The organism is Kitasatospora sp. NPDC051164 (assembly GCF_044455625.1).
Taxonomy (GTDB): domain Bacteria; phylum Actinomycetota; class Actinomycetes; order Streptomycetales; family Streptomycetaceae; genus Kitasatospora.
Genome location: NZ_JBITFB010000006.1, coordinates 25,834 through 37,301, shown reverse-complemented (window position 1 = coordinate 37,301; position 11,468 = coordinate 25,834). Strand labels below are relative to the sequence as shown.

Sequence of the window (11,468 nt, the reverse complement as noted above, 5' to 3'; positions counted from 1 at the left end):
CTCACTCCGGGCACGCCCACTCCGCCCGCACCCACTCCGCCCGCGCTCACTCCGCCGGGCAGAAGACGTCCTCGGCCGGGCGGCGGCCCGTCACCAGGTAGTCCGTCACCACCGCGTCGCCGCAGGCGTTCCCGTGGGCCACGTACGTCTCGTGGCCGCCCGAGTCCACCGCCACCATCCGGGCCCGCTGCCCGAACGCGGCGCGCAGCTTGAGCGCGCCGGTGTACGGGCTGTAGGGGTCGCGCAGGTTCTGGGCCAGCAGGACGTTCGCCGGGCCGCGGTCGGTCACCTTCACCGGCGGCTCGGCGGGCGCGGACGGCCAGAAGGCGCAGGGCGTCACGTTCGCCGGCATGCCCGCGGTGAGCGGACGGGCGGCACGCTCGGCGGCGACGTCCTTCACGTACGCGGCCGGGTCGGTGGGCCAGCTGACGTCGTTGCACAGCGTGCCGACCGAGACGGCGATGGTGTTCTGCATGACCTGCTCCGGCGGTGTCATCGGGGCGGGCAACGGGCGGCGACCGAGACCGGCCAGCATCAGCCCGGCCAGGTGCGGGAAGGCGGCGTCCGCGGACAGGCTCTGCATCATGGTCTCGCGCAGCACGTTTCCGTTCAGCTCGGCCGGCTCGGCCCCGGGCCAGGGCAGCGGAGCGCGGTCCAGGCGGGCGGCGAGGTCGAGGAAGAGCGGGCGGACCTCCTCGGGGGTGTCCGCGACCCGGTCCGGATTGCCGGGCGACGCCGCCCACTTGGCGAAGTCCGGGAAGCGGTCCTCGGCACCCTGGCCGAAGGCGGCGAGCCAGCCGCGCTCCACCCGGGTCGGGTTCGGGTCGTCGTTGCTGTCCAGCACGATCCGGTCGGTCCGCTGCGGGAACATGGTGGCGTAGACGGCACCCGCGTAGGTGCCGTACGAGACGCCCCAGGCGGAGAGCTTGCGCTCGCCGAGGGCCCCGCGGATGGCGTCGATGTCGCGGGCCTCGTTCGCGCTGGAGATGCTGCGCAGTACCGGGCCGCCGTTGCTGGCGCAGGCCTCGGCGAGGCGGCGCGCGTAGCCGACGTTGCCGTCGATCGAGCCGTCGGCGGCGGGCCAGGAGCGCAGCTTGACCATCGTCAGGTCGGAGCGGTCCAGGTCGCAGCTGACCGGGGTGGAGCGGCCGACGCCGCGCGGGTCGAAACCGACCAGGTCGAAGCGGTCCAGGACGGACTGCGGGAGGCGCTTGGCCGCGCTGCTCGGAACGTCCAGGCCGGAGCCGCCCGGTCCGCCGGGGATGGTCAGCAGGACACCGTGGCGCTGGCCCGGCCGGGCAGCGGGGATGCGGGAGATCGCGAGGGTGATCTGCTCGCCGTACGGGTCGCGGTAGTCCAGCGGGACGGTGACGGTGGCGCACCGCTGGCGCGGGTCCGCGTCGCCCTGGCAGGTGGTCCAGGTGAGGCGGTCCTTCCCGGCGTTCGGAGCGTCGGCGGAGGCGGGCAGGGCGGTCAGCGCGGTGACGGCGAGTGCGGCGGCCGCGGTCGCGGCGGCGGTGACGGTGATCGTGTTCTTCGGCATGCCCAAGAGTCTGCTGCGGCAGCGCACTTGGCCCCAGCCGGGCAGCGGGCCGGTCGGGGGTAGGGGAAACCCCCGTCCACCGGGTGGAGGCCGCAACCGGGTGCGGCCTCCGACGCCGGGGACCGGCGGATGGTGAGGGTGCCTCAGAGAGGATTCCGGCGGGCCGACAGCGGGGTGCGTCAGAGGGTGTGTCAGAGACCGAGCAGGGCCGGGTCGGCGGCGAGGGCGCGCAGCGGCTCGCGCGGGTCGGCGACCAGCCTGCGCCCGGCCAGGTCGAGGATGCCGCCGACGCCGGTGATCTCGGCGGCCAGCACGCCGTCCTCGCGGATCAGGCGCTGCACCACCTGGAAGGTCTTGCCGTCCCGCCAGGTGAACGAGCAGCTCACGTCCACCGAGTCGCCCGCGCGCAGCTCCCGCAGGTACTTGACCGTGGTCTCCAGGACGACCGGGCCGACGCCCTTGGCGACCAGGTCGGCCTGGCGGATCCCGGCCGCCTGGAGGTATTCCCAGCGGGCGTGCTCGGCGTACTGGAGGTAGACGGCCTGGTTGAGGTGGCCCTGGGTGTCGGTCTCGTACCCGCGGACGGTGATGCGGGTGGTGAAGTCCTGATCGGTCATGCCCGCACGCTACTCCTGGCAGCAGGGGTGCCACCTCGTGTCTTCCGTCACCCCGGACACGTCAATCGGGACCTGTCAATCCGGACCCGTCAATCCGGCAGGGTCGCCGCCAGCGGTGCCAGGGCGTCCGGCCGTTGGTCGACGGGCAGGTGCTCGACCGGGTGGAAGCCGCAGCCGAGCGCGGTCGCGCCGCCGTCGCACGTCCGGTCGTCACCGACCATCAGCACATCGGCCGGGGCCAGGCCGAGCCGGGCGCAGGCGGTCTCGAAGATCACCGGGTCGGGCTTCTGGGCCCCGATCTCGTAGGACAGGACGTACGTGTCGACCAGCTCGTCCAGCCCGTGGGCGCGGAAGACCGGGCGCAGGTCCCAGCCGATGTTGCTCACCACGGCGACCGGGACGCCCCGGCGGCGCAGCTCGCGCAGCACGGGGGCGGCGTCCGGGTAGGGGCGCCAGCTCGCGGGCGCCATGTGGGTCTCGTACAGGGCGTCCGCGTCGAGGCCGGCGGGCGGTTCGGCCGCGCGGGTCAGCGCGGTGTACGCGGCGCGGTGCAGCTCGGGGGTCAAGTCGCGGGTGTCCCATGCCTCCTGGACCTCCGGCGGGATCCGGCGCGGCGGCACACCGCCGGGCAGTGCGCCGAACTCCTCCAGCCGGTCCACCAGTTCGGCCTGCTCACGGGCGGGCAGGTCGAGGCCGGTGGCGGCGGTGAAGGCCGCCAGCCACTCGGCGGTGGAGACGACCCGGAAGAGGGTGCCGGAGAAGTCGAACATCACGCCTTTGGTCATGGCGTCGAGCCTAGCTGCGTGTTCGACGTGGCGAGGGGTCGTGAGGACTCAGCGCAGGGTGAGGATGCGCGGGCCGTCCTCGGTGATGGCGACGGTGTGCTCGATGTGGGCGGCACGCGTGCCGTCGGTGGTGCGCAGGGTCCAGCCGTCCGGGTCGGTGTCGTAGTCGTCCCGGCCGCCGGCGATCAGCATCGGCTCGATGGCCAGCACAAGGCCCGGCCGCAACGGGTAACCCCGGCCCGGGCGGCCGACGTTGGACACATGCGGGTCCTCATGCATGCGGCGGCCGATGCCGTGCCCGCCGAAGCCCTCCGGCGTGCCGAACCGTCCGCCTCGGATGACGCGGCCGATGGCGTGGGAGATGTCGCCGGTCCGGTTGCCGACCACGGCGGCGGCGATGCCGGCGTCCAGGGCGCGCTGGGTGGCGTCGATCAGCGCGGTGTCCTCGGGGCGGGCGGCGCCGACGGTGAAGCTGACGGCGGAGTCGCCGGCCCACCCGTCCAGCACCGCACCGCAGTCGATGCTCACCAGGTCGCCGTCGCACAGCCGGTAGCCGTTCGGGATGCCGTGCACGACGGCGTCGTTGACAGAGGCGCAGATGACGGCGGGGAACGGGACAGGCGCGAAGGACGGACGGTAGCCGAGGAACGGCGAACTCGCCCCGGCCGCGTTCAGTACGCCCCGTGCGACCTCGTCCAGCTCCAGCAGGCTGACGCCGACTGCCGCCGTCTCCCGCACGGCGGCCAGCGCGTCCGCCACCACCCGCCCGGCCTCGCGCATCGCCTCGAGGGCGGCGTCCGACTTGATTTCGACCATGGTGAACCACTCCCCTGGATCCAATTCTTATACCGGTATTTGTATCACGGTCGATGGTGGACGAGCATCCACCCGGCACGTGCCGCGAGGAAGCCGACGGCGGGGCGGGGCGGCGGCCGCAGACGGCCTGCCAGGGAATATGTGGCGATCGGGTGGCTCGCGATCCGCTAGTGTTCGGCCGCGCAATCCGATGATCTGACCATGAGGAACCCACGTGACGACCCCGCCGACCGCCCCCGTCGACGAGACCCCCCAGCCTGCCGAGCCGCTCCCCCAGCAGCCCGGGGGCGCCGAACTCCCCGCCCCGGCCGAGCTCCCCGCCCCGGCCGAGCCCTCGCGGCTCCGCCGGATCACCCGCCGCGTGGGAGGCCCGCTCCTCCTGGTCGCGCTGATCACGGGCGGCCTGATCGTCGCCAACTTCGCCAGCAAGTCCGAGCCGGAAGCCGCCCAGGCCGGGGACTGCGTGCACGACATCGGCCACGGTTCCAAGCCGAAGATGGAGCTCGTGACCTGCACCAAGCCCACCGCCGACTACAAGGTCACCAAGGTCGTCCACGACGGTGGCGCCCAGGCCGCGTGCGACTCCGAGGCGGATGACGTCTTCGGCTCCTACTCCGAGGAGCGCAACACCACCGTCGTCATCCTCTGCCTGGCCCTGAACCGCGACCGGCCGGGCGGCCCGGCCGACCTCCCCAACTGGCCCGCCGACTCCACCGCGCCGAAGCCCTAGGGTCCGTCTTCGAGCCCCCGTCGTCCGGTCACGGGCCGGAGTCCGAGCCACAGGCCCTAGACTCTGGGGCATGGTGAGGACTCCGCTGACCCCGTGGGAGCACGCTCGTGGGGAGCGCTTCGGGGCGCTGCTGCGCGAAGCGCGTGGTGAGCGCAGCATGGTCGAGGTGGCGGCGGTGGCCGGTGTCTCGGCGGAAACGCTGCGCAAGATCGAGACTGGGCGGGCGCCGACCCCGTCGTTCTTCACCATCGCAGCGCTGGCCTTCGCGCTCGACCTGTCGCTCGACGAGCTCGCCTCCGCCTGCGCGGTGCCGGCGGACGGCGAGCACGGAGAGGCGCTCTCGGCATGACGGACGACGGCCCGCCCGGCGCGTGGTGCGCGGGGCGGGCCGTCGTCCCGGCCGTGGCCGTGGCCTTGGTGCTGGTTCAGCCGACCGAGCTGTTGTAGCTCTCGATCGCCGGCTGCAGCTCCTTGGCCGCGTCGGCCAGCGCCTGCTGGGCCGACTTGCCGCCCGAGATGGCCTGCTCGATCGCGGTCTCCACGCCCTTGCGGGCCTGCGGCATCACGCCGAGCAGGCAGCCGGCGGTGGCCGGGGTGGGCTTGGTGGCCTTCAGCTGGTCGATCGCGGTCTGGAACTGCGGGTACTTGGCCACCCACTCCTTGTCCTTGGGGTCGTCCAGGGACTTCGTGTTGACCGGGAAGTAGCCGGTGCCGGTGTGCCAGACGGCCTGCTGCTCGGGGGCCGTCACGAACTTCTCGAACTCCCAGGCGGCGCGCTTCTCGGCGTCCGAGTGGCCGGGGCCGCTGATCCACAGCGAGGCGCCGCCGATCGCCGGGCCGCCCTGGTCGGCGGCGGTGACCTTCGGGAAGGCCGCGGTGCCGACGCCGAACTTCGCCGCCTCGGTGTAGCCGCGCAGCACGCCGGTGGACTCCAGGTGCATCGCGACGGTGCCGGCCTTGAAGGCGGCCTGGGCGTCGTCGGTGGTGCGGCCGGTGTTGGCCGCGTAGCCGCCCTTGACCAGGTCGGCCCACCACTGGACGATCCGGGCGCCCTGGGCGGAGTCGAACACGACCTTGCCGGCCTTGTTGCTGCGGCCGTTGTCGTTGTCGCAGTACATGGAGCCGGACTCGGCCAGCAGCTGCTCGACGAACCAGCCGTAGATGGCGGCGCCGAAACCGTAGCGGACGGTCTTGCCGTCGGCGTCCTTCTTGGTCAGCTTCTTCGCCAGCTCGCCCAGCTCGTTGAGGTCCTTGGGCGGCTGCGCCGGGTCGAGGCCGGCCTCCTTGAAGGCGTCGGTGTTCAGGTAGAGCAGCGGCATCGAGGAGTTGAACGGCATCGACTGGAGCTTGCCGCCGACCGAGTAGTAGTTGCGGATGTTGGCGTCCAGGTCGTCCAGCGCGTAGCCGTCCTTGTCGGCGAAGGCCTGGGCGGGGACGGTCTGCTTTGAGTCGATCATGAACCTGGTGCCGATGTCGTAGACCTGCACCAGGGCGGGCGTGCCCTTCTGCTGCACCGAGGCCTTGTACTTGGTGACCAGCTCGTCGTACTTACCCTGGAACTGCGCCTTGACCTCGATCTTGCCCTGGTGCGCGGCGTTGAACCGGTCGACCAGCCCGGTGAGCACCTCGGCGTTCTTGCCGGTCATCGAGTGCCAGAACTCGACGCTGGTGACGCCGGAGGCCTGGTCGAGGGCCTGGGCGCCGGGCGCGGCGGCGTCGTTGGAGCCGCCGGAGCCGGAGCCACCGGAGGAACTGCAGGCGGTCAGGGACAGGCCGGCCACCAGCAGGGCCGCGAGCGCGCGTGCACTCTTCTTCACGAGGGTTCTCTCTCTGGTCGGAGGGGACGCACGTCGACAGGACGGACGTGGGCAGGACGGACGCGGGCAGGACTGACGCGGGCGGGACGGAGGGTCAGCGCACCGCGCCCGCGGTGAGGCCGCGGACGATGAAGCGCTGGCCGAAGACCACCAGGGCGAGGGTGGGCAGCAGGGAGAGCACGACGCCGGCCAGGATCAGCCCGGGGTCGGCCATCTCGGAGTCGCGCAGCGAGGTGAGGCCGATCTGCAGGGTCTGCATGTTCGCCGTGCGGGTGATGATCAGCGGCCAGAAGTACTGGTTCCAGGCGGAGAGGAAGACGTAGATCGACAGCGCCGCGAGCGCGGGCTTGTTGAGCGGGACGACGATCCGCCACAGGAACCGCCAGTGGCTGGCGCCGTCGATCCGGGCGGCGTCGCGCAGTTCGCCGGGCAGCTGGCGGAAGGCCTGGCGCAGCATGAAGGTGCCGAAGCCGGAGGCCAGGAAGGGCAGCACCAGGCCGAAGTAGGTGTTGCCGAGACCCCAGCCGGACAGCGTCAGGTAGTTGGGGATGATGATGGCCTCCCACGGGACCATCAGCGTCGCCAGGAACACCCCGAACACCGCGGCCCGGGCCTTCAGCGGCAGGAAGACGAAGGCGTACGCGGCCAGGATCGAGGTGAACAGCTGGGCGAGGGTGATGGCGGTGGCCACGATCGCCGAGTTGGCGTACTGGCGGGCCAGCGGGATCGCGTCCACGGCGCCGGAGAAGTTCCGTCCGGTGACCGAGTGCGGTACCAGCGCGGGCGGGTACGAGGAGAGTTCGGACGGGCCCATGAAGGCGCCGGCAATCGCGTAGTACACCGGGAAGGCCACGGTGACGACGGCGACGGCGAGCAGTAGATAGACCGCGGCGCGGCCGAGCAGGTCGCGCGGGGAGCGCCCGGCGAGGGGGCGGGTGCGCGTGCGGGGCGCCTTCGACGCCTCGGGCGCCTCGGCTCCGGTGGCGATGGTGGTCATACGTAGTGCACCTTCCGCTCCAGGACGCCGAACTGGACGGCCGTGCAGGCGAGGACGACCACGAGCAGCACCACGGCCTGGGCGCTCGCGGTGCCGAAGTCGCTGGAGCCGTAGGCGAAGGCCTTCTCGTAGACGGAGTAGACGAGGGTCCGGGTGGAGCCGTCCGGCCCGCCCTTGGTGAGGATGTGGATCTGGCCGAAGCTCTGCAGCGCGTGGACGGTGGAGACCACGGTCAGGAAGAACAGGTTCGGGCCGAGCATCGGGATGGTGATCGAGCGGGCCAGCCGCAGGCCCGACGCGCCGTCGATGCGGGCCGCCTCCACGATCTCGCCCGGGATCGAGCCGATGCCGGCGGACAGCACCAGCACGTTGTAGCCGAGGTTCATCCAGACCGTGGTGACGGCCACCGACACCAGCGCGTACCGGGAGTCGGTCAGCCAGCCGATCGGGCCGAGGCCGACGTGCGAGAGCAGGCCGTTGAGCACCCCGCTGGCCGGGTTGAAGAACACCGCGAAGACCACCGACGCGCTGGCCACCGAGAAGGCGAAGGGCAGCGCGAAGGCGGAGCGCAGCAGTCGCACGCCCCTGATCCGGTTCTCCAGGAGCAGCACCAGCACCAGCGCGCCGAGCACCCCGGGCACCACGGTGAGCACGGTGAACAGCCCCGTGGTGACGAGGGTGCGGCGGAAGTCCGCCGAGGTCAGCAGGTCGGTGTAGTGCTTCGTCCCGACGAAGCGGGAGGGCGCGCCGAAGAGGTCGTTGGCGTGCCCGCTCAGGTAGATCGTCCGTCCCAGCGGGTAGCCGATGAAGAGGACGAAGACCACCAGGGAGGGCAGCAGGAAGGCCCAGGCGAGCCCGTGTTCTCCCCAGCGGCTTCGGCGGCCCACCCGGGGCGCGGTGTGCGGTGCGGTCGGCATGCGGTGCGCGTCCGCCTTTCGTGATGTCGGTTCCGGCCGAAACCGTGTCTTGCCCACACGACGCGGCGGGAACCTCGTGGTGATCAACGGGTGTCACCCGGATTACGCGTTCGCGTCAGATTCGGCCGGTCGTGCCCTGACCGGCTCCCGGACGGCGGTTGAGCGGTTCACCCCGTTGTCGGAGGGGTGTCGTACGGTGCGCGGGTGGACGAAACGGAATTCGACATACGGGCCGCAATGGCCGAAAGTTTGCGCTGCCGCGCGGGCTCCTGGGCACTCGTCAGGGGCTTCGCCGCGTACTGGGGCGAGCCACTCGGGCCGGACGACGGCTTCTCGGACGCCGAACTCGACGCCGCCGAACAGCGGCTGGGCCTGCGGCTGCCGACGGCGCTGCGCGAGGCGTACCGGCTGTTCGGCCGGCGGGCGGACCTGACCAGCAACCAGGACGTGCTGCTGACGCCGGACGAACTGTTCGTACTCGATGGGGCGCTGGTCTACCGGGCGGAGAACCAGGGCTGCGCGCACTGGGGCGTGCTGCTGACCGACCTCGAGCGGGAGGACGCCGAGCGGGAGGGCGTCGGCCACGAGCGGGAGGGCGTCGAGCAGGAGGGCGTCGACCGCGACAGCCTCGACCACAAGGACCCGCCGACGGTGATCCGGCCGGACCTCGCCGACAAGTCGGCGGAGCGGTGGGAGCCCTGGGAGGAGCGCTTCTCGACGGCGGCCGCGGTGATGGCGATGACGGAGAAGCTGCTGGAGGACCACGAGCTGACCGACTTCATCGAGTCGGAGGACGAACTTCCGGCCGGTTTCCGCGAGTTGCCCGCACTCGGCCGGAACTGCCGCTGGTACCAAGGGCCGGACGTGCTGGTCGGGGTGGTCGAGGACGCCTGGATGACGGCCCGGGCACGCACCCCGCAGGCGCTGGAGGCGCTGTACGTGGCGGTGCCCGGGGACTGGCTGGGCGAGTAGGCCCGGCGGCGGTCAGGCGGTGGCGCCGCCGTCCAGCACCAGGTCGGCGCCGACGGTGTAGCCCGCCTCGGGCGAGGCGAGGTAGAGCACGGCGGCGGCGATCTCCTCGACCGCGCCGGCCCGGCCGAGCGGGACCTGGGCCTTCATCCGCTCACCCTTGTCGGCGGCGCTCTCGCCGGGGCGGGAGGACATGGGGGTGTCCACCGGGCCGGGGCTCACCAGGTTGATCCGCACGCCCTCGGCGATGTGGTCGAGGGCGGCGGCGCGGGTCAGTGCGGTGACGGCGGCCTTGCTGGCGGCGTAGGCGCCGATGCCGGCGATCCGCCGGTGGGCACCGACATTGGAGGAGACGTTGACGATCGCGCCGCCGCCGTGGGCCCGCAGGTGGCCGATCTGGTGCTTCATCGCGAGCAGGGTGCCGGTGACGTTGATGTCGATCACCCGCTGCCACTCGGCCTCGTCGATGTCGGCGACCGGGCCGAGGGCGCCGAGCACCCCGGCGTTGTTGACGGCGACGTCCAGCCCGCCGAACCTCTCGACCGTCTCGCGGACCAGCCGGGCGGCGTCCTCACTGTTCGTCACGTCGCCGGTCAGCGCGACCGCCTTGCCGCCGGCCTGCTCGATCAGCTCGACGGTCTCGGCGAGCGGGCCCGCGGAGCGGCCGGCGACCGCGACCCGGGCGCCCTCCTGGGCGAAGGCGAGCGCGATGGCCCGTCCGATGCCGCTGCCGCCACCGGTGACGAGGACGGACTTGTCGGCGAAACGCGTGGTCATGAGGTGAACTCCTTGATCCGAGTGGTGCGTTCTGATGCGGTGCTGGTTCGTTCCGGTGCGGTGGTGCTTGGTTCCGGTCCGGTGGTGCTTGGCTCCGGTGCAGTGCTGGTTCGTTCCGGTGCGGTGGTGCTTGGTTCCGGCGCGCTGGTGGTTCGGGACAGGGCGGCGACCGCGACGGCGGTGACTGCCAGCCCGGCGGCGGCCGCCGCGAAGGCCGTGGCGTATCCGCCGACGACGCTCGCGCGGGTGGCGGCGAGCGCCATCAGGGCGGCCAACCCGGCGGTGGGGCCGAGCTCCATGGCCGTGTTGTAAACGCCTGCGGCCAGGCCGGTCCGCTCGGGGGCCACCCCGCCGGTGGCGAGGACGGCCGCTCCGGCGAAGGCCGCGGCGGCTCCGGCGGGCAGTAGGAGCAGTCCGGGCAGCAGCCCGAGGGTGTACCCGCTGCCGGGGGCGAGGCCCGCGAGCAGGGCGAGTCCGGCACCCGCCACGGCGAGCCCGCCGGCGGTGACCGGCGCCGGGCCGTACCGGACGGTCAGCGGGCCGGCCAGGCGGCCGGACAGCAGCAGGGCGGCCGCGTACGGCAGGAAGGCCGCGGAGGTGGCGGCGGCGCTCCAGCCGCGCTGCTGCTGGAGGTAGAGCGAGAGCAGGACGAAGGTCAGCGTGGTGCCGGCGGCGGTCACCATGACGGCGGCGAGCGCGACGGCGCGGCGCCGGTCGGCCAGGAAGCCGGGCGGCAGCAGCGGGTCGGCGGTGCGGCGTTCGGCGGCGGCGAAGGCGAGCAGCAGGGCGAGTCCGGCGAGCAGTGGCCCGTACACCTCGGGGTCGGCCCAGCCGCGCTCGGTGGACGCGACCAGGGCGTAGCTCGCCGCGCAGACACCGGCGGTGGCGAGGGCCGCGCCGCGCAGGTCCAGGGCCGGGCGGCGCCCGGCGGGGGTGGCGGCGGGCAGCGTGCCGGAGCGGGCGAGTCCGGTGAGGGCGACCAGGACGGGCACCGCGAACAGCCAGCGCCAGGAGAGCGCGGCGGCGACCGCGCCGGACAGCACACTACCGACGGTGGCGCCGAGCACCGACAGGCCGCCCCAGGTGGCCATCGCCCGTCGGTAGGCGGCGGGTTCGGGGTGGAGCACGCGGACCACCGCGACCGCCGCCGGGGCGGTGAGGGCCGCGCCGGCGCCCTGGACGAGGCGGCTCGCGAGCAGGACGGGGTAGCCGGGCGCGAGGGCGCAGGCGATCGAGGCGGCGCCGAGCAGGAGCAGGCCCGCTCGGAGGATCCGGCGCCCGCCGTGACGGTCGGCCAGCCTGCCGCCGAGGAGGAGCAGGGAGCTGAAGGTGAGCCCGTAGGAGGCGCTGAGCAGCAGCACTCCGGACGGGCCGAGCCCGAACTCCCGGGCCACCAGTGGCAGCGGAACGGTGAGGATCGTGATCGTGAAGATCAGCACCGCCTGTACGACGCCCAGCAGTGCGAATCCGAACCGACCCGCCGTGGCGACACTCATGAGA

The 11,468-nt window shown here is 72.8% G+C and carries 12 protein-coding genes; 3 read left to right on the top strand and 9 right to left on the bottom strand.

Annotated features, from left to right (window positions below; genetic code table 11):
* Positions 1-46: 46 nt before the first annotated feature.
* The 4 genes from ACIBEC_RS10700 to map all read right to left on the bottom strand — a co-directional run bounded on the left by ACIBEC_RS10700 (position 47) and on the right by map (position 3,761).
* Positions 47-1,543: an alpha/beta hydrolase gene (locus tag ACIBEC_RS10700; protein ID WP_360491452.1), complete on the bottom strand. Its 1,497-nt coding sequence runs from the start codon at positions 1,541-1,543 to the stop codon at positions 47-49.
* A gap of 191 nt (positions 1,544-1,734) precedes the next feature.
* A complete protein-coding gene (locus tag ACIBEC_RS10695) occupies positions 1,735-2,160 on the bottom strand; it encodes an acyl-CoA thioesterase (RefSeq protein WP_360491455.1) in 426 nt (141 codons plus the stop codon).
* Between the two features lie 89 nt (positions 2,161-2,249).
* Positions 2,250-2,945 (bottom strand): HAD-IA family hydrolase, encoded by a 696-nt coding sequence (locus ACIBEC_RS10690; protein WP_360491458.1) that lies wholly within the window; start codon positions 2,943-2,945, stop codon positions 2,250-2,252.
* 48 nt (positions 2,946-2,993) lie between these two features.
* Positions 2,994-3,761 carry a type I methionyl aminopeptidase gene (gene map / locus ACIBEC_RS10685; RefSeq protein WP_360491461.1) on the bottom strand — a complete coding sequence of 256 codons (768 nt, stop codon included), beginning with the start codon at positions 3,759-3,761 and terminating at the stop codon, positions 2,994-2,996.
* 214 nt (positions 3,762-3,975) lie between these two features.
* Here map and ACIBEC_RS10680 point away from each other — a divergent pair, with 214 nt between their 5' ends.
* Together ACIBEC_RS10680 and ACIBEC_RS10675 are read left to right on the top strand one after the other, a co-directional pair.
* Positions 3,976-4,491 carry a hypothetical protein gene (locus ACIBEC_RS10680; RefSeq protein ID WP_360491464.1) on the top strand — a complete coding sequence of 172 codons (516 nt, stop codon included), beginning with the start codon at positions 3,976-3,978 and terminating at the stop codon, positions 4,489-4,491.
* Between the two features lie 70 nt (positions 4,492-4,561).
* On the top strand, positions 4,562-4,840 hold the full coding sequence (locus ACIBEC_RS10675; protein WP_360491467.1) for a helix-turn-helix transcriptional regulator: 279 nt from the start codon (positions 4,562-4,564) through the stop codon (positions 4,838-4,840).
* Between the two features lie 76 nt (positions 4,841-4,916).
* On the opposite strand, the gene ACIBEC_RS10670 is transcribed toward ACIBEC_RS10675, so the two are convergent.
* The 3 genes from ACIBEC_RS10670 to ACIBEC_RS10660 form a co-directional block, all read right to left on the bottom strand.
* Positions 4,917-6,308: an ABC transporter substrate-binding protein gene (locus ACIBEC_RS10670; RefSeq protein ID WP_360491470.1), complete on the bottom strand. Its 1,392-nt coding sequence runs from the start codon at positions 6,306-6,308 to the stop codon at positions 4,917-4,919.
* Between the two features lie 94 nt (positions 6,309-6,402).
* The gene (locus tag ACIBEC_RS10665) at positions 6,403-7,305 is read right to left on the bottom strand and encodes a carbohydrate ABC transporter permease (RefSeq protein ID WP_360491473.1); all 903 of its coding nucleotides are present in this window, start codon (positions 7,303-7,305) and stop codon (positions 6,403-6,405) included.
* Entirely contained in the window at positions 7,302-8,222 is a 921-nt protein-coding gene (locus tag ACIBEC_RS10660; protein WP_360491476.1) for a sugar ABC transporter permease, read from the bottom strand. The genes ACIBEC_RS10665 and ACIBEC_RS10660 overlap by 4 nt, the downstream gene beginning before the upstream one ends.
* A 204-nt stretch (positions 8,223-8,426) precedes the next feature.
* Here ACIBEC_RS10660 and ACIBEC_RS10655 point away from each other — a divergent pair, with 204 nt between their 5' ends.
* The gene (locus ACIBEC_RS10655) at positions 8,427-9,194 is read left to right on the top strand and encodes an SMI1/KNR4 family protein (protein WP_396287865.1); all 768 of its coding nucleotides are present in this window, start codon (positions 8,427-8,429) and stop codon (positions 9,192-9,194) included.
* Between the two features lie 12 nt (positions 9,195-9,206).
* On the opposite strand, the gene ACIBEC_RS10650 is transcribed toward ACIBEC_RS10655, so the two are convergent.
* Positions 9,207-9,968: a glucose 1-dehydrogenase gene (locus tag ACIBEC_RS10650; RefSeq protein WP_360491482.1), complete on the bottom strand. Its 762-nt coding sequence runs from the start codon at positions 9,966-9,968 to the stop codon at positions 9,207-9,209.
* Positions 9,965-11,464 carry an MFS transporter gene (locus ACIBEC_RS10645; protein ID WP_360491485.1) on the bottom strand — a complete coding sequence of 500 codons (1,500 nt, stop codon included), beginning with the start codon at positions 11,462-11,464 and terminating at the stop codon, positions 9,965-9,967. Before ACIBEC_RS10645 ends, ACIBEC_RS10650 begins: the two co-directional genes overlap by 4 nt.
* Positions 11,465-11,468 lie beyond the last annotated feature (4 nt).

Excerpts from the sequence above, each read along its gene's own strand:
- ACIBEC_RS10700 (WP_360491452.1), bottom strand. The coding sequence starts at position 1,543 with ATGCCGAAGAACACGATCACCGTCACCGCCGCCGCGACCGCGGCCGCC.
- ACIBEC_RS10695 (WP_360491455.1), bottom strand. The coding sequence starts at position 2,160 with ATGACCGATCAGGACTTCACCACCCGCATCACCGTCCGCGGGTACGAG.
- ACIBEC_RS10690 (WP_360491458.1), bottom strand. The coding sequence starts at position 2,945 with ATGACCAAAGGCGTGATGTTCGACTTCTCCGGCACCCTCTTCCGGGTC.
- map (WP_360491461.1), bottom strand. The coding sequence starts at position 3,761 with ATGGTCGAAATCAAGTCGGACGCCGCCCTCGAGGCGATGCGCGAGGCC.
- ACIBEC_RS10675 (WP_360491467.1), top strand. The coding sequence starts at position 4,562 with ATGGTGAGGACTCCGCTGACCCCGTGGGAGCACGCTCGTGGGGAGCGC.
- ACIBEC_RS10665 (WP_360491473.1), bottom strand. The coding sequence starts at position 7,305 with ATGACCACCATCGCCACCGGAGCCGAGGCGCCCGAGGCGTCGAAGGCG.
- ACIBEC_RS10660 (WP_360491476.1), bottom strand. The coding sequence starts at position 8,222 with ATGCCGACCGCACCGCACACCGCGCCCCGGGTGGGCCGCCGAAGCCGC.
- ACIBEC_RS10650 (WP_360491482.1), bottom strand. The coding sequence starts at position 9,968 with ATGACCACGCGTTTCGCCGACAAGTCCGTCCTCGTCACCGGTGGCGGC.
- ACIBEC_RS10645 (WP_360491485.1), bottom strand. The coding sequence starts at position 11,464 with ATGAGTGTCGCCACGGCGGGTCGGTTCGGATTCGCACTGCTGGGCGTC.